The following is a 15,401-nucleotide window of genomic DNA, read 5'->3' as shown; positions in this document are numbered from 1 at the left end:
TCCAGAGTCGGTTCACCGCACACGTCTTCACAGACTCAGGCGCAAGGCGAGCGCCGCCAGGGTGATCAACAGCACCGGCAACGTCAGCACAATTCCGACCTTGAAGTAGTAGCCCCACGTGATGCTGATGCCTTTGCGCGCAAGAATATGCAGCCACAGCAGCGTGGCCAGGCTGCCGATGGGAGTGATTTTCGGGCCCAGGTCGCTGCCGATCACGTTGGCGTAAATCATCGCGTCCTTGACCACGCCCACGGCATGGCTGGATTCGATGGACAGCGCGCCGATCAACACCGTCGGCAGGTTGTTCATCGCCGACGACAGCAGCGCCGTCAGCACCCCGGTGCCCATCGCCGCGCCCCACACGCCATAGGTGGCGAAGGTGTCGAGCCAGGTTGCCAGGTAGGTGGTCAAACCCGCGTTACGCAAGCCGTAGACCACCAGGTACATGCCCAGGGAAAACACCACGATCTGCCACGGGGCGTCCTTCAGCACTTTGCGCGTGGAAATCTTGTGGCCTTTGGCGGCGATCACCAGCAACAAAACGGCGCACACGGCGGAGATCGCACTGATCGGAATGCCCAGCGGCTCCAGGGCGAAACAGCCGACCAACAAAATCCCGAGTACCCACCACCCGGCACGAAAGGTCGCACGGTCGTGGACGGCGCTGGCCGGGTCATCAAGGTCGGCGGGGTCGTAGGCCTGCGGAATATCGCGGCGGAAAAACCACAGCAGCACCGCCAGCGTCGCAGCAACGCTGACGAAGTTGACCGGCACCATGACCGCTGCGTATTCGTTGAAGCCGATCTTGAAATAATCCGCCGAGACGATGTTCACCAGGTTCGACACCACCAACGGCAAGCTCGCCGTGTCGGCGATAAACCCGGCGCCCATCACGAAGGCCAGGGTGGCCGCCGGGGAAAAGCGCAACGCCAGCAGCATCGACATCACAATCGGTGTGAGGATCAGCGCCGCGCCGTCGTTGGCAAACAATGCCGACACCAAGGCGCCGAGCAGCACCATATAGGCAAACAGGCGCCGGCCACGCCCACGACCCCAGCGTGCTACGTGCAACGCGGTCCAGGCAAAGAACCCGGCTTCATCGAGCAACAGGCTGATGATAATCAGCGCGACAAAGGTGCCAGTGGCGTTCCAGATGATGTGCCACACCACCGGGATGTCAGACAGGCTGATGACTCCGCACGCCAGGGCCAGAATCGCGCCCATGGTTGCGCTCCAGCCGACCCCAAGGCCTTTGGGCTGCCAGATGACCAGAACGATGGTGAAGATAAAAATCGCAATTGCGACAAGCATGAATAAACGCTCCGATGGCTCAGCAGCAGGTGCTGGCCCGTTGTGGTCTGTTGCCCATTGCATCAAGACGCTGCGCGTCGTTTTGCAACCATGGCTGGTTAGCTTGCAAGGTGGTGTCCAGCACTTGGGTGACCCAATCGGGCAGTGCCGGATTGATGCGGTAGTAGATCCATTGACCCTGGCGACGATCCAGCAAAAGCCCACCACTGCGCAGTTGCGCCAGGTGGCGGGAGATCTTGGGTTGACTGTCGCACAGAGCATGGATCAGTTCGCACACGCAAAGTTCGCCCTCGCGCAGGATCAATAACATCAACCGTACGCGCGTGGCATCGGCCAGGCATTTGAACAGCTCGGGCGGAGAGAGGGGGGCGGACATGATCGAGGTCTTGGTATGGATAGCGTTGCGAATATATGGTTTGCCATATATGTAGGTCAAATCCTGAATTCCGTTGACGTGGATCAAATGCCCGACAATCAGCCACAAGTGTCTGAAATTAAAATGAAACACGAATGTCCTAAAGTGCCTGCCCATTGCTGATGAAGGAAGAACTCGCGTGACCCGTGCCACTCGCAACCTGCGCAAAACCCTCGATTCTGTCGCGGACAATAACGAAACCGCGGCGTTTGACCTGATGCGCGCCGTCGAAAAACTCGGCGATGAAGTGCTGCGCCAACGCCTGCTCAATACCATTCACCGGCTCAATCAGGATGCCCATGAGTTGCGCGAAGCGCGTGACTCGGTGGAGCAGGTCTCGGTCAGGCTCGCCTGAGCACGATCGTTCAATACACGCCTCGTATCACGCTGGCATGCTTGTCGACTGTCTGTCGATGAGCCGTCTCCATGCCTACAGCCTTACCTCATTACGCCTTCGGTCGCGGCGCCCTTGCCGTTATTCCACTGTCTCTGGCCTGTGCGCCCTGGGGTTTGTTGGCCGGCTCCATGGCGATTGATGCGCAATTTACTCCGCTGCAAGCTCAGGGTTTGTCCGCCATTGTGTTCGCCGGTGCCGCGCAGCTGGTGGCGATCGGCATGGTCAAGAGCGGTGCCAGCCTGATCTCGATTGTGCTGACCACCTTGCTGCTCACATCCCAGCATTTGCTTTACGGCATGCACATGCGCCCGACGCTCTCGTCGCTCAATGTGCGCTGGCGCATGAGCCTGGGCTTTTTGCTGACGGACGAGTTTTTCGCGCTGGTCAACCACTATGACCGTCAAACCTTCAATCGCTGGTATGCGCTGGGCGTCGGCCTGACGTTCTACATCATCTGGAACCTCTTCACCCTGGCGGGCATCGTGCTCGGCAAAAGCATTCCGGGGCTTGATCAACTGGGACTGGAATTTTCCATTGCCGCAACCTTTATCGCCTTGATTACGCCGGTGGTGCGCGATGTGCCCACGGTGGTCTGCGTGGCGGTTTCGCTGTTGTGTTCGGTATGGCTGAGTTACTTGCACTGGGAGTCGGCAGTGGTGGTCTCGGGCGTGCTGGGGATGGGCGCAGGGTTTGCCTGCAAGCGGCTGGGAGTAGGGCAGCGATGATCTACATCATGATTGTGGCCATGGGTTTGGTGGTGTTTCTCAACCGCTACTTGTTCATCGAGCCGCGTCTGCCGGTGCGCCTCAATCGCGGCGCGCGCGAGTTTCTCGGGTTTGCCGTGCCGGGAATGCTGACGGCGATTTGCGGGCCGATCATTTTTCTCGCTGAGCATAAGCTCAACGTGAGTCCGGCCAATCCTTACCTGCTGGCGGGGATCTGCGCGGTGGCGTTGATGTTCTGGACGCGCAGCGTGTTGATCACGGTGCTGTTGAGCATGGGGCTGTTTTATTTGTTTCGTTGGTGGTTTTGATGCGCGGGTAAGTAGCTGGAGGTCATCCACCAACACCCAGGCAAAAAAAAGCCCGCGGGAGGGCGGGCAGAAGTGAGACTTCTTAAAAATGAGCCTGCCAACTATAGGCAGCGCGAGCACCCTTCACAGTGAAACTAAATTCATCCGGCCGCAGGTTTAGGCGGCTTCTTGGCTTTGGCCTCCGCCGCCAGGCATTCCAGGGCGAACTGTTCGGTGTAGGTCATCTGGATCGGCGTGCTTTCACCCTTTACCGTGCGTTCGCCATCGAGGATGTAGCGGATGCGCTTGTCGGTGACGCCGATGCGCTTGGCGATCCACGTCGGCGTCTGGCCGATGCGGCTGATCAGCTTGTCGGCGTAGTCAGTGGAAGGGTTATAGCGTTCGGCGTTGGGCGTCATCGGGTTTCCAGGGGCAAGCGGGGGCATAAGTAGGCGACAGCGTGACGTAATAATCCTTGAGTGTCGCCTGCTAATGGTAGAGTCGCGTTTTTTTCCAAGGAGGCGATGGCATGCGAAAGCTGGTAATTGGCGCATTGGCACTGGCAGTACTGTCCGGTTGCGCGGGCTCGAAAATGAACAATGCGCGCACCGGCGTGCCGTACAAAACGCTGGCTTCGGACAAGACGCCGTTGGTGGTTGCCCAATGCATTCAGTTCGGCTGGCAGGACGAGGCGGTATTTGGCGTTGACGCCGGAGGCTTCAAGGAGCCGATCGAAGCAGGCGGTTTTACCGTCTACACCACCGGCGGCGATTATTTTGTCGACGTGCGCAGTGCCGGCGCCGGCTCTACCGTCAATTACTTTGCCGTCGCCGACACGATGCCCGCCAAGCGCCGACTGGCCGCGCTCGCGACCTGCCTGTAATCCTTTGCCTAAGTGATATTCGGAAAAGCCCGGCGGGACAGCCGACGGACATTGGCTTATCATTCCCCCGCTCGCTCGACGTGATGGCTCTTTACCAGTACACGGACGTCGAGGCCGCAACGTCGAGCGGGCCTCTTTTCTCTTAGCGTGGCATGTAACCCAAGTGCCAGCGCCGCGGAATCTTCAGCGACACTACGCCCAGCAACGCGGCGAACGCGCCACTGACCAGCAGCGCCTTCAGGCCGAGCTGGTGCTCCAGCACCGCGCCGATCACCGCGCCCACAAACATGCCGCCCCACGGAATCAGTTGCACCCTCCAGCCATTGCGTCGTTCTCCCAGCAACCAGCGGCCCAGCCCGCGCCCGAAGCGCGAGAGGGCGCCCGTCACATAAGTCAGGCCCACCGGCAAACCGTTTACCTCTTCCACTGCGGCGTTGAGCATACCCATCGCCACAATCGTTGCCAGCAGCGCGGGCAAGGTGTCGTCGAAGGGCCACACGGCGCCTCCGCACAGCAACGCCGCAATGCACAGCAGCAAGGGCAGCGCGTGCCGGCGGCTGAGGCGGCTGATCACCACGCCCATGGCGTTGCCGACGACAAAGGTTGCGACCAGCAACAACAAGCGCCCGGTAAGGCCCAAGTCGCCTGCGCTGATCGCCACGGCCAGGCGCGTGGTGTTGCCGCTCATGAACGAAACAAAATCGCCGCTGGCCATAAAGCCTATCGCATCGGTCATGCCGGCCAGCACGGAAAGGCTGGCCACCAGCATCAAGCCAACCCGCCCGCGCCAGCGTTGGCGGTGGGCGAGTGCGGCGTTGGCGTAGGGTTTGCGCGATGAAGGCAGCATGGCCCCAGGTTCCTCGGTGAGATTATTCGGCCACTACCGTAGGACGCTTTGGTTGCGCGCGCAATGACCTCAGACACACTCCAGCCGCCAGCCCTGACGCTGCCAGGTCAAAAAATGCGTCGGCCTGACGGCCTGCACAAACGTCTCGTCATGGGAAACCACCACCATCGCCCCGTTAAAACCCTGCAACGCCTGTTCAAAGGCCAGCACGGATTCAAGGTCCAGGTGGTTAGTCGGCTCGTCCAGCAACAGCAGTTGCGCCGGCACCTCGCGCCACAAGGCAATCGCCATCGCGGCCTTCAGGCGTTCGCCGCCGCTCAACTGGCGGGTGGGTTGAGTCACCCGCAGGGCATCCAGTTGCAGCAACGCCAAACGCGTGCGCAGCTCGGCTTCGGCCAGCGGGGTGTCGAGCAGGTTGAGCTGTTCGACAATGCTACGGTTGCCATCCAGCAGCGTCAGGTGCTGGTCGAGATAGGCATTAGCCACATGCACCGCGCATTCGCCACTGACCACCGGCCATTGGCCCGCAAGCACCTTGAGCAACGTGGATTTGCCGCAACCGTTCGGCCCGCGCACGGCCATGCGCACCGGGCCCGCCAGGTTGAGCGTGACGAAGCTGCAGGCTTGCTGCGGATCAAGCCAGGGCAGTTGAGCGTTTTCCGCGCTCAGAACCTGTCGGCCATTGGGCACTACTGAGCCAGGCAGGGCCAACAGCGTGGGCGAGTGATCCTCCACACGCTCATGGGCTTGGCGTACCTGCGCATCGAGCTCGTGTTTGTACGCGTGATGCGCGCTGCGCACGCTGCTGACGATCTCCTTGGCGGCGCCTTTCCAGCGGGCTTTGGTAAACCCGGTGACGTTGGCGGTTTCTGCGTGTTTACGTGCGCGGGCGGCGTTGCGCTGCAGGTTGTCATGATCCTTCTGCAGACGTTTGCGTTCGCGGCTGCGCGCCAGGCGGGCGTGTTCCAGGGCGGCCATGGCCGCGTGCTGTTCGCTGTCGCGTTGCAAGCGATAGGCATCGTAGTTGCCGCCATACACCTGCGCGCCGAGCGGCGACAGCTCGATGATGCGCGCCATCGCATTGAGCAGTTGTCGGTCATGGCTGACCACTACCAGGCCGCCGGACCAGGCTGCCAGCGTGCGCAGCAGCCAGTCACGGCCGGCGCTGTCGAGGTGGTTGGTTGGCTCATCGAGAATCAGCAACTGCGGCGTGGCCAAAAGCGCGCCGATCACTGCAACCTTGGCCAGCTGGCCGCCACTGAGTTGATCGGCTGGTGTGGCAGCGTCGAGTTGCTGCAACCCGGCTGCACCCAGCGCGGTGCGCAGGCGTTCGGCAAGGTCCCAACGATCATCGATCAGCGCGAGATCATCCGCGCGCGCCTCACCGCGGGCCAGCCGCTCAAGGGCGGCCAACACCTGGGCGGTGCCGGTGATGTCGGCGACGGTTTCGCCCGGTTGGACGGCCAGCGCCTGCGGCACATATGCCACGCTGGCCGAGCTTTTCAACGTGCCGCCAGTGGGCGCCAGCAGCCCGGCAAGCAGCTTGGCAAGCAGGCTTTTACCCCGGCCATTACGCCCGACAATCCCGGTGGGCGCGTGATCAATCGACAGGTTGAGGTTGTTCAGCAGGGTTTCGCCATCGGCGAACTGCAAGGACAGGTGTTGCAATGAAACGAGTACGGGCGGCCGTTTGACGTCAGTCATCAGCACCTCCAAAAAAATGTCGGACAGGCCAACAAGCGCGCCAAGCGGCTCGTTGCAGGTACATTTTGGAAGGCTTAGTTGTTCACGTCGGCGTGCATCCCGTGAGTCAGAAGAGGCGCAAAGGCTAACCCACCTTGGCGTTTTTCGGCAAGTTCGCGGCCAATTGCTCAAGGAACATTGCCAGCGCAACTTCTTCAGCTTTCAGGCCCTTGCGCACTCGGGGTTTGGGCAGCTTGGACAATTCGCCCAGGCTGAAATGCTCCAGCACGGCGGGGTGGATATAGCACTTGCGGCACACCGCCGGGGTATTGCCCAGTTGCTTGGCAACGTCCTTGACCATGGCGACCACATGCCGCTTGGCATCCGATTCCGGTTGCCACTCCAGTTCGCGCAATACGGCCAAGGCCAGGGCGGTGCCGGCCCAGGTGCGGTAGTCCTTGGCAGTGAAGTCGGCGCCGGTGAGGCTGTGCAGGTAGGCGTTAACGTCATGGGAGCTGACGGTATGCCGTTCACCGTCCTCATCCAGGTACTGAAACAGGTTTTGCCCTGGCAATTCCAGGCAACGCTTGACCACCGTGGCCAGGCGCCGGTCCTTGACGCTGACCTGATGCTCGACGCCGCTCTTGCCGCGAAACTGGAACAGTATCTCGCTGCCCTTGATGTCGACATGGCGGGTGCGCAGTGTGGTCAGGCCGTAGGATTTGTTGTCCCGTGCGTACTGGGTGTTGCCTACGCGAATCAGCGTGGCATCGAGCAGCATCACCACGGTGGCCAGGACTTTTTCGCGGGTGAAACCGGGCGCGGCGATTTGTGCTTCCAGTTGCGCGCGCAGTTTCGGCAGAGCATTGCCGAACTGTTGCAGGCGCGAATATTTGTCGGTGTCGCGCACCTCACGCCAACGCGGGTGGTAGCGGTATTGCTTGCGGCCACGGGCATCGCGGCCGGTGGCTTGCAAATGGCCGCGCGGGTCGGCGCAGATCCACACGTCGGTGTAGGCGGGTGGCACAGCCAATGAGTTCAGGCGTTTGATTTCGTCGGCATCGGTGATGCGCTCACCGTTGACGTCGAAATACTGAAACTTGCCGCGCAGCTTCTTGCGGCGGATACCCGGTTGGGTGTCGTCAACGTAATGCAGGTCGCGGGGCAGGTCGGCAAGCAACGCGGAGTCGGGCATGGTGCAAATTCCTTGGCAGTAATCAGGCCGGTATGTCTGATTGACCGCAGGGTTTTGCGCTCGTGCCAAATTCTTAAGCCAGCACCGCCACCGCCTTGATTTGCGCCCACAGCGCCTGGCCGGGATGCAGCTGCAACTGGTCGCGGGAAAACCGCGTGATGCGCGCCAGCAACGGCGTGCCGCCGGCGTCGAGGCGCACCAGCACATGGGCGTTGTTGTCGGCACAGATCTCCCCGGTCACCGTCACCGGCAAGCGATTGAGGATACTGCTGGGTTCCTGCGCCTGCAGGCTGAGGCTGACATCGCGTGCCTGCACTTTGATGCGCAGCTGTTTGCCCAGCGCCAGCGGCGCATGGGCAACGCGCATCGATAACGCACTGTCGGGCAATTGCAGCGTCAGCAGGTGATAGTGCGCGTCGTAGGCACTGACGCTGCCATTGATCACTACGCCGGCATCGTCACCCAGGGCCATGGGCAAATCGAGCCGCGCCAGGGTTTCACCGATGGGGCCGCTGGCCAGCGCCTGGCCGTCACTGAGTAACACGATGTGATCGGCCAGCCGCGCCACTTCGTCCTGGGCATGGCTGACGTACAGCACGGGGATATCGAGCTCATCGTGGAGGCGTTCGAGGTACGGCAAAATTTCACCTTTGCGTTTGCTGTCCAGCGCCGCCAGGGGTTCATCCATCAACAGCAATTGGGGGCTGGTGAGCAGCGCGCGGGCGATGCCGATGCGTTGGCGTTCACCCCCGGACAAATGCTGCGGGTGGCGGTCGAGCAAATGGGCAATGCCCAGCAGTTCGGTGGCGTGAGCCATGTCCACGCGCCGCTGCTGACGAGGAATACGCTTGAAGCCGAATTCCAGGTTGGCCCGCACCGACAGATGGGGAAACAGGCTCGCCTCCTGAAACACATAGCCCAATGCGCGTTTGTGCGGCGGCACAAACAGCCCGTTGCGGCTGTCTTGCCAGACTTGATCGTTGATCTGCACAAAGCCGTCTTCGGCACGCTCCAGCCCGGCGATACAGCGCAGGCAGGTGGTCTTGCCCGAGCCGGAATGCCCGTACAAAGCGGTCACACCACGGCCGGGCAATTTCAAGTCCACCTTCAGCGCAAAGCCTGGGTAGTTCAGTTGCAGGCGTACCTCAATCATCGCGATCAGCTCCAGCCCATCTTGGTTTTACGGCTGGAGTAAAGCGCCAGCAATACGAGGAAGGCGAACACCACCATGGAGCCGGCCAGCCAGTGCGCCTGGGCGTATTCCATGGCTTCGACGTGGTCGTAGATCTGCACCGAGACCACGCGGGTTTTGTTGGGGATATTGCCGCCGATCATCAGCACCACGCCGAACTCACCGACGGTGTGCGCAAAGCCGAGAATCGACGCGGTGATAAACCCCGGGCGGCCCAGGGGCAGGATCACCGTGAAAAAGGTGTCCCACGGATTGGCGCGCAAGGTCGCGGCCACTTCCAGGGGGCGAGTACCGATGGCGCCGAAGGCGTTTTGCAAAGGCTGCACCACAAACGGCATGGAGTAGATCACCGAACCCAGTACCAGCCCGGTGAAGCTGAAGGTCAGGGTCCCCAGGCCCAGCCATTGGGTGAATTGGCCGAAATAGCCATTGGGGCCCATGGTCAACAGCAGGTAAAACCCGATGACCGTCGGCGGCAATACCAACGGCAGGGCGACGATTGCGCCGATGGGGCCGCGCCACCAGGAACGGGTGCGCGACAGCCACAGCGCAATCGGAGTGCCGATGACCAGCAGGATCACGGTGGTCAGTGACGCCAGTTTGAGGGTCAACCAGATCGCGGAAAAATCGGCACTCGACAGCGGCATTTTACTGGCCCAGCTCGTAACCGTAGGACTTGATCACCGCAGCGGCTTTCGGGCCTTTGAGGTAGTCGACCAGGGCTTTGGCTGCGGCGCTGTCCTTGCCTTTGGTGAGGATCACCGCGTCTTGCTTGATTGGATCGTGCAGCGAGGCGGGCACAATCCACGCCGAACCGCGGGTGACTTTGCCGTCCTTGTAGATCTGCGACAGGGCGACGAAGCCCAGTTCAGCGTTGCCGGTAGAGACGAACTGGAAGGCTTGGGTGATGTTCTGCCCGGTGACCAGCTTGTCTGCGACCTGCTCGCTCAGACCTTCCTTGGCCAGCACTTGAGTGGCGGCGAGGCCGTAAGGTGCAGTTTTGGGGTCGGCGATGGACAAGTGCTGGTACTGGTTGTTCTTCAGCACCTCGCCTTTGGCATCGACGTAGCCTGGCTTGGCCGACCACAGCGCCAGGGTGCCGACCGCGTAGGTAAAGCGCGAACCTTTGACGGTCGCGCCTTCGTCATCGAGCTTTTTGGGGGTGGTGTCGTCTGCGCTGAGGAACACTTCGAACGGCGCGCCGTTCTTGATCTGCGTATAGAACTGGCCGGTGGCGCCGTAGGCCGCAATCAGTTTGTGGCCGGTGTCTTTCTCGAAGTCGGCGGCGATTGCCTGGATCGGCGCGGTGAAGTTGGCGGCCACGGCCACCTGCACTTCGTCGGCCTGCGCCGAGCCCAGGGCAAAGGCGGCGATCAGGGTGGCGAGGGCTGTGGGGGCCAGGCGTGAGGCGCGGATCATCATGAAGCAGCTCCTTTGAGGGTGTACGGCTCGTTATAGATAGAAGGCTTTACCGCTATGTAGGGGAATATATAGCGGTTGGCCATCGCCGGTACAGCGCAAAGTTGCCCCTGACGTCAGTTCTGCTTGAGCTTTGCCAGCGCCTGCGCGGCCAGCTCGCGAGTCAGGTCATAAGTGGATGCATCTTTGCACAGGCGCAGTGCCTGGCCCGACCACAGGTTGCTGAAACCCGCCTCGTCCTTGGCCTTGAGCGGCATCAGGGCACCACCGGACGTGGGGAAGGCAGGCGCTGCCGGATTGATCGCGCCCAGTTCACGCATCACGCGGTTGACGATGCCTCGCGCCGGGCGGCCGGTGAACAGGTTGGTCAGCGCGGTTTCGCTGGCCTGGGCACGACGCAGCGCAGCGGCGTGGGAGGCGCTGACGTTGGCTTCTGGCGTAAACAGGTAGGCGGTGCCGATTTGTACGGCTGATGCGCCCAGAGCAAGGGCCGCGACGATGCCGCGCGCATCAGCAATACCGCCGGCCGCAATCACGGGCACGCTGACGGCGTCGACGATCTGCGGTAACAGCGCCATCAAGCCGATCTGGGTATTGAGATCGTCGCTGAGAAACATGCCACGATGCCCGCCGGCCTCAATGCCCATCGCAATAATTGCATCGCACCCATGCTGTTCCAGCCAGACCGCTTCTTCCACGGTGGTGGCGGACGACAGCACTTTGGCGCCGGTGGCTTTTACCCGGTCGAGCAAGGTTTTTTCCGGCAGGCCAAAGTGAAAACTCACCGCCTCGGGGCGGAAAGCCTCGACCACCTGGCAGGCGGCCTCGTTAAAGGGCGCGCGGTTGGAAACGGGTGTTGGCGCATCAAAATCGGCGCCCAGTTCGTGGTAGTAGGGTTGCAACAGGTGCTTCCAGCGACGGTCGCCGGCCTCATCGGCGTCGGGCGGTTGATGGCAGAAGAAATTCACGTTGATGGGGCGCGTACTTGCCTGGCGGATCGTGCTCAAGGCTTCGCGCAGTTGCTCGATGGTCAGCGCTGCGGCGGGCATCGAGCCCAGCGCACCCGCTTGATTGGCGGCAATCACCATGGCGGTGGTCGTGGCACCGGCCATGGGGGCCTGGATGATGGGCAGTTGAATGCCCAGCAGGTCGATGATTCGCGAATCTGGCCAGGTGCTCATGGGATGCGTCTCCAGCGTGAGTAGGACTTTGCGCTGTTTTAACAGGGCCATTGGCACCCGGCCAGTGCGTATTATTCACTGGACGAGAGCAGGGTTTCGTGCAGCGCCATCAGTCGATGGCATGCCCCAGCACCGCGTGAATACGCTCGGCAATATGGGCCGCATGGGTTTCCAAGGCGAAGTGGCCGGTGTCCAGCAGTTCAACCACCGCGTTGGCGTTGTCGCCCTTGTAGGCATGGGCGCCAGGCGGGATAAAAAACGGATCGTTCTGACCCCAGATCACCAGTGTCGGCACCTGGCTGGCTTTGAAAAATGCCTGGAACGCCGGGTACAGCGTGAGGTTATTACGGTAGTCGAGAAACAGGTCCAGCTGGATTTCGTCGTTGCCCGGGCGTTGCATCAACAGCACGTCCAGCATGTAGGACTCCGGTGCGACCAACTCCGGCTGACTCACTCCATGCAAGTACTGGTAGCGCGTGCCTTCCAGGCTGATGACCGCGTCGCGGATCACCTCGCGATTGGCTGCGCTCGCGTCTGCCCAGTAGGCGCGAATCGGCGCCCAGGCATCGCCCAGTCCTTCCAGATACGCGTTGCCGTTTTGCGAGACCAGCGCGCTGACCCGTTCCGGATGCGCCACCGCCAGTCGCAGGCCCACGGGTGCACCGTAATCGAAAACGTACAGGGCGTAGCGGCTCAGTTTCAGCGCATCGACGAAATGCCCGATGCTGATCGCCAGGTTATCGAAGCTGTACTGGTAATCGCGCTCGACGGGCACCTCGGTGAAGCCGAAACCTGGCAAATCGGGCGCGATGACCCGAAAGCGCGTGGCGAGCAGCGGGATGAGGTTGCGGTACATATGCGACGAGCTGGGGAACCCGTGCAGCAGCAACATGACCGGAGCCGAAGGATCGCCGGCTTCACGGTAGAACATGCGCAGACCATCGACATCAACGTGCTGGTAGCGAACGACGGGGGTTGCGATAGACATGATGGGGGCACCTTTGTAACTGGATTGGTTGATAATAAGGGTTACTGATTTAGAGGCTGAGCTCAAATCTGTAACCTGTCAAACCAGTTATTGAGGTTATATTTTTTTGAGAGTGTAACTATCCAGATCCAAAAATAGCGGTTACGATTGCGCGGTGCTCAAGAGGACAAACCATGGCCACCCTTACGCCCCATGCCACACCATCACAACCCTATGTACTGGCCGACGAGCCGGTGCTGGACATGCTCAATACCCTGGCGACTGTCGACGGCGAGCCGGTGGATTTCTGGCACACCGACGCCGACGTTGCGCATTGGCTGGTGCGCCTGGAGTGGGTAGCGCAAGCGAGCATTCCCACGTTCGAAGAAGGTGCTTTGCTGGGGGCTGCACGCCAACTGCGCGAGGTGATCCGTGAACTGGTGGCCGCGCGCAAGAGCGGTGAGACGGGCAATCCGGCGGCGCTCAACAGTTTTTTACGCAAGGCGGTCAGCTATCCGCAGTTGGTCTGGCCTGCGTCCGGGCAGCCTCAACTGGAGCGCCAGCGCAAGCAACAGACTGCGGAGCAGTTTTTGTCGCCGATTGCCGAAGCGGCGGCTCAGTTATTGGTGGCCGGCGATTTCAGCTTGATTCGCCGCTGCGAGCATCCGGAATGTGTCCTGTGGTTTTATGACCGGACCAAAGCGCACAAGCGCCGTTGGTGCAGCATGGCGTTGTGTGGCAACCGGCATAAGGTTGCGCAGTTCCGTAAACGCAAGGCCTTGTAAGCGCACACGGACGCTATAAAAGGAGAGGGCAGTGCAAGCAATTTCGGCTGGCCGGGCTCAACGTGCGCACACGTAATGCGGATGAGACCTAGCCTGCAGCGCACAAAATCGGACCGGTGTGGCGCTGATTGGTGCGCTGAGTCTTTACTGACTTTCCCGCTCCAGCAACTGCCGCTTGCGCTCAACGCCCCAACGGTACCCGGAGAGCTCGCCATTGCTGCGTACGACGCGATGGCAGGGGATCGCCACAGCCAGGTGATTGGCGCCACAGGCCTGGGCCACCGCACGAAAGGATGTGGGCGCGCCGATGCGCTGGGCGATCTGCGCGTAGCTGGCGGTGCCGCCCACCGGAATGTCGCGCAGTGCCCGCCACACGCGCTCCTGAAAGGCGGTCCCGCGCAAGTCCAGGGGCAAATCCAGGCCCAGCGCCGGTGCTTCGACGAAGCCCACGACCTGGGCGATCAATTGTTCGAAATGCCGATCCGCACCCACCAACTCGGCCTTGGGAAATTGATCCTGCAGGTCGCGCACCAGCGTGTCCGGATCGTCCCCCAGCAAAATCGCACACACGCCCCGTTGGCTCTGCGCCACCAGAATGGCCCCCAGCGAGCACTGGCCCACGGCAAAATGGATCTCGCTGTTAGTGCCACCGGCCTTGTAATCGCTGGGTTTCATGCCGAGTAACTGATCGGCGGACTCATAAAAGCGGCTGTTTGAGTTAAAGCCTGCGTCGTACACCGCGTCCGTCACGGAATGCTCGCCCTTGAGGCCAGCACGCAATTTGCGTGAGCGAAGGGCGCTGGCGTAGCCCTTGGGCGTCAGGCCGGTGATGGCTTTGAAGACGCGATGAAAATGGAACGAACTCAAGCCTGCCAGGCGCGCAAGTACGTCCAGGCTGGGCGGGGTTTCGGCCTGTTCTATATGCCGGCACGCGTCGGCGACTATCTGCGCGTGGTGCGCGGCCAATTGGGTCTGGTCGCCCGCGGCGCGTTTACTCGGCCTATAACCCGCCGCTTCGGCCTGCGCGGGGCTGTCAAAAAATTCGACGTTCTCCGGCCGTGGCAAGCGCGAGGCGCTGCTGGGGCGGCAATAAACGCCGGTGGTTTTTACGCCGTAGACAAACAGCGCGTCAGCCTTGGCATCGCGGGAGACGATGGCGGCCCAGCGAGGGTCTTGTTGGTTGTTCATGGCCTGCACTCTTGACGGGTCACGGACAGATTAACCGCGCAGGTTGCGCTCGACACTCCGAAGCTTGCGGTCAAATCAACCGGCCGTGCGAAACGTCAGGTTGATTCGTTGCGGGCCCATCACCGGATGCACGCCTTCCTTGATCGGCATCACCCCATGAAAACGTAAACGATCGACGCCACCCCAGACCACGACATCGCCGTGAAACAACGAGATTTTCTGGGTGCGGTTACCACGCTCATGCCCGCCGAACAGGAAAATGGCGGGCAGCCCGAGGGACACGGAAACCACCGGGGCGCGATACCAACGTTCGTTTTTATCCTGGTGCAGGGACATTTTAGCCCCGGGCACATAACGGTTGATCAGGCAGGCATCCGGGGAAAAGTCATCGAAGCCGGCTTCTGTGGCCGCCAGCTTGGCAAGCTCGCGCAAAGCGTCGGGCATCGCCGGCCAGGGTTGCCGGCTGCGCGGATCAACCGGGCTGTATCGATAGCCGGAGCTGTCGGTGGTCCAGCCCAGTGCGCCGCAACTGCTCAGGGCCGCTGACATGGTAAATCCACCGGGTGTGACCATCTGCCGGAACGGTGATTGAGCCAATACGCGCCGCAGTTCAGGTAGCAAGCGATCAATCCAGGGCAGGGCATAGCCCCTCAGCACGTAAGACTCTTCGCCGATCTGCTCGCGCCCGGCCGGTTGTTGCAGCGCATCGTCGGCGAACAAATCCGCCGTAGGGCCGGACATCGCTTACAGCGCCTTGCTCACGGTGATGTCGGTGATTTCGTCACTGGCATCGTGGATTTTCGCCAGCGCCTGCTGGGCTTCTTCGACACTGTTGGTGTGCAATTGCGCGAACTCAAAGCGACGTTCGCCGTTGAGTTTGTACTTGATGACGTATTTGGTAGTGGTAGTCACAGTGTTTTCCTGTC

Annotated in this window: 19 protein-coding genes; 5 read left to right on the top strand and 14 right to left on the bottom strand. The window is 61.3% G+C overall.

Annotation, left to right across the window (positions count from 1 at the left end; all coding sequences use genetic code 11):
* Nucleotides 1–27: 27 nt before the first annotated feature.
* Both ACP7B3_RS02430 and ACP7B3_RS02425 read right to left on the bottom strand, forming a co-directional pair.
* On the bottom strand, nucleotides 28–1,311 hold the full coding sequence (locus ACP7B3_RS02430; RefSeq protein ID WP_145160920.1) for an arsenic transporter: 1,284 nt from the start codon (nucleotides 1,309–1,311) through the stop codon (nucleotides 28–30).
* Nucleotides 1,312–1,330: 19 nt separating this feature from the next.
* Complete coding sequence (locus ACP7B3_RS02425; protein ID WP_404482938.1) at nucleotides 1,331–1,687, bottom strand: metalloregulator ArsR/SmtB family transcription factor; 357 nt, start codon at nucleotides 1,685–1,687, stop codon at nucleotides 1,331–1,333.
* 178 nt (nucleotides 1,688–1,865) lie between these two features.
* Between ACP7B3_RS02425 and ACP7B3_RS02420 the strand changes: the two genes are divergently transcribed.
* The 3 genes from ACP7B3_RS02420 to ACP7B3_RS02410 all read left to right on the top strand — a co-directional run bounded on the left by ACP7B3_RS02420 (nucleotide 1,866) and on the right by ACP7B3_RS02410 (nucleotide 3,156).
* Entirely contained in the window at nucleotides 1,866–2,081 is a 216-nt protein-coding gene (locus ACP7B3_RS02420) for a hypothetical protein (RefSeq protein ID WP_043205333.1), read from the top strand.
* A gap of 71 nt (nucleotides 2,082–2,152) precedes the next feature.
* The gene (locus ACP7B3_RS02415; RefSeq protein WP_106579139.1) at nucleotides 2,153–2,848 is read left to right on the top strand and encodes an AzlC family ABC transporter permease; all 696 of its coding nucleotides are present in this window, start codon (nucleotides 2,153–2,155) and stop codon (nucleotides 2,846–2,848) included.
* Nucleotides 2,845–3,156 carry an AzlD domain-containing protein gene (locus tag ACP7B3_RS02410; protein ID WP_145160914.1) on the top strand — a complete coding sequence of 104 codons (312 nt, stop codon included), beginning with the start codon at nucleotides 2,845–2,847 and terminating at the stop codon, nucleotides 3,154–3,156. Before ACP7B3_RS02415 ends, ACP7B3_RS02410 begins: the two co-directional genes overlap by 4 nt.
* A gap of 140 nt (nucleotides 3,157–3,296) precedes the next feature.
* Here ACP7B3_RS02410 and ACP7B3_RS02405 read toward each other — a convergent pair whose 3' ends face one another.
* Nucleotides 3,297–3,554, bottom strand: coding sequence for a hypothetical protein (locus ACP7B3_RS02405; RefSeq protein WP_145160912.1), 258 nt, complete (start codon nucleotides 3,552–3,554; stop codon nucleotides 3,297–3,299).
* A gap of 110 nt (nucleotides 3,555–3,664) precedes the next feature.
* Here ACP7B3_RS02405 and ACP7B3_RS02400 point away from each other — a divergent pair, with 110 nt between their 5' ends.
* The gene (locus ACP7B3_RS02400; RefSeq protein ID WP_145160910.1) at nucleotides 3,665–4,018 is read left to right on the top strand and encodes a lipoprotein; all 354 of its coding nucleotides are present in this window, start codon (nucleotides 3,665–3,667) and stop codon (nucleotides 4,016–4,018) included.
* A gap of 142 nt (nucleotides 4,019–4,160) precedes the next feature.
* On the opposite strand, the gene ACP7B3_RS02395 is transcribed toward ACP7B3_RS02400, so the two are convergent.
* The 8 genes from ACP7B3_RS02395 to ACP7B3_RS02360 all read right to left on the bottom strand — a co-directional run bounded on the left by ACP7B3_RS02395 (nucleotide 4,161) and on the right by ACP7B3_RS02360 (nucleotide 12,523).
* Nucleotides 4,161–4,865: a YoaK family protein gene (locus ACP7B3_RS02395; protein ID WP_426177615.1), complete on the bottom strand. Its 705-nt coding sequence runs from the start codon at nucleotides 4,863–4,865 to the stop codon at nucleotides 4,161–4,163.
* Between the two features lie 69 nt (nucleotides 4,866–4,934).
* Nucleotides 4,935–6,569 (bottom strand): ABC-F family ATP-binding cassette domain-containing protein, encoded by a 1,635-nt coding sequence (locus ACP7B3_RS02390; RefSeq protein ID WP_426177613.1) that lies wholly within the window; start codon nucleotides 6,567–6,569, stop codon nucleotides 4,935–4,937.
* 124 nt (nucleotides 6,570–6,693) lie between these two features.
* Nucleotides 6,694–7,743, bottom strand: a complete 1,050-nt coding sequence (locus tag ACP7B3_RS02385; RefSeq protein WP_426177611.1) for a DNA topoisomerase IB — start codon at nucleotides 7,741–7,743, stop codon at nucleotides 6,694–6,696.
* 73 nt (nucleotides 7,744–7,816) lie between these two features.
* A complete protein-coding gene (modC, locus tag ACP7B3_RS02380) occupies nucleotides 7,817–8,896 on the bottom strand; it encodes a molybdenum ABC transporter ATP-binding protein (protein WP_426177609.1) in 1,080 nt (359 codons plus the stop codon).
* Between the two features lie 5 nt (nucleotides 8,897–8,901).
* On the bottom strand, nucleotides 8,902–9,582 hold the full coding sequence (gene modB / locus ACP7B3_RS02375) for a molybdate ABC transporter permease subunit (RefSeq protein WP_426177607.1): 681 nt from the start codon (nucleotides 9,580–9,582) through the stop codon (nucleotides 8,902–8,904).
* 1 nt (nucleotide 9,583) lies between these two features.
* Nucleotides 9,584–10,357 carry a molybdate ABC transporter substrate-binding protein gene (gene modA / locus ACP7B3_RS02370; protein ID WP_369302913.1) on the bottom strand — a complete coding sequence of 258 codons (774 nt, stop codon included), beginning with the start codon at nucleotides 10,355–10,357 and terminating at the stop codon, nucleotides 9,584–9,586.
* Between the two features lie 113 nt (nucleotides 10,358–10,470).
* Nucleotides 10,471–11,535, bottom strand: a complete 1,065-nt coding sequence (locus tag ACP7B3_RS02365; RefSeq protein WP_426177605.1) for an NAD(P)H-dependent flavin oxidoreductase — start codon at nucleotides 11,533–11,535, stop codon at nucleotides 10,471–10,473.
* Between the two features lie 109 nt (nucleotides 11,536–11,644).
* Complete coding sequence (locus ACP7B3_RS02360) at nucleotides 11,645–12,523, bottom strand: alpha/beta fold hydrolase (protein ID WP_426177603.1); 879 nt, start codon at nucleotides 12,521–12,523, stop codon at nucleotides 11,645–11,647.
* 173 nt (nucleotides 12,524–12,696) lie between these two features.
* Between ACP7B3_RS02360 and ACP7B3_RS02355 the strand changes: the two genes are divergently transcribed.
* On the top strand, nucleotides 12,697–13,287 hold the full coding sequence (locus ACP7B3_RS02355) for a CGNR zinc finger domain-containing protein (RefSeq protein WP_426177601.1): 591 nt from the start codon (nucleotides 12,697–12,699) through the stop codon (nucleotides 13,285–13,287).
* A gap of 144 nt (nucleotides 13,288–13,431) precedes the next feature.
* Here ACP7B3_RS02355 and ada read toward each other — a convergent pair whose 3' ends face one another.
* From ada to ACP7B3_RS02340, 3 genes are all read right to left on the bottom strand, one after another.
* Nucleotides 13,432–14,475, bottom strand: coding sequence for a bifunctional DNA-binding transcriptional regulator/O6-methylguanine-DNA methyltransferase Ada (gene ada / locus ACP7B3_RS02350; protein ID WP_426177599.1), 1,044 nt, complete (start codon nucleotides 14,473–14,475; stop codon nucleotides 13,432–13,434).
* Nucleotides 14,476–14,550: 75 nt separating this feature from the next.
* Nucleotides 14,551–15,216, bottom strand: a complete 666-nt coding sequence (alkB, locus tag ACP7B3_RS02345; protein WP_426177597.1) for a DNA oxidative demethylase AlkB — start codon at nucleotides 15,214–15,216, stop codon at nucleotides 14,551–14,553.
* Between the two features lie 3 nt (nucleotides 15,217–15,219).
* The gene (locus ACP7B3_RS02340) at nucleotides 15,220–15,387 is read right to left on the bottom strand and encodes a hypothetical protein (protein ID WP_164487941.1); all 168 of its coding nucleotides are present in this window, start codon (nucleotides 15,385–15,387) and stop codon (nucleotides 15,220–15,222) included.
* Between the last annotated feature and the right edge of the window lie 14 nt (nucleotides 15,388–15,401).

It is taken from the genome of Pseudomonas sp. TWRC1-2, assembly GCF_049896685.1.
Lineage (GTDB): Bacteria > Pseudomonadota > Gammaproteobacteria > Pseudomonadales > Pseudomonadaceae > Aquipseudomonas.
Note: the sequence above shows the minus strand (reverse complement) of the source record. Positions and strands in the feature narration are given on the sequence as shown.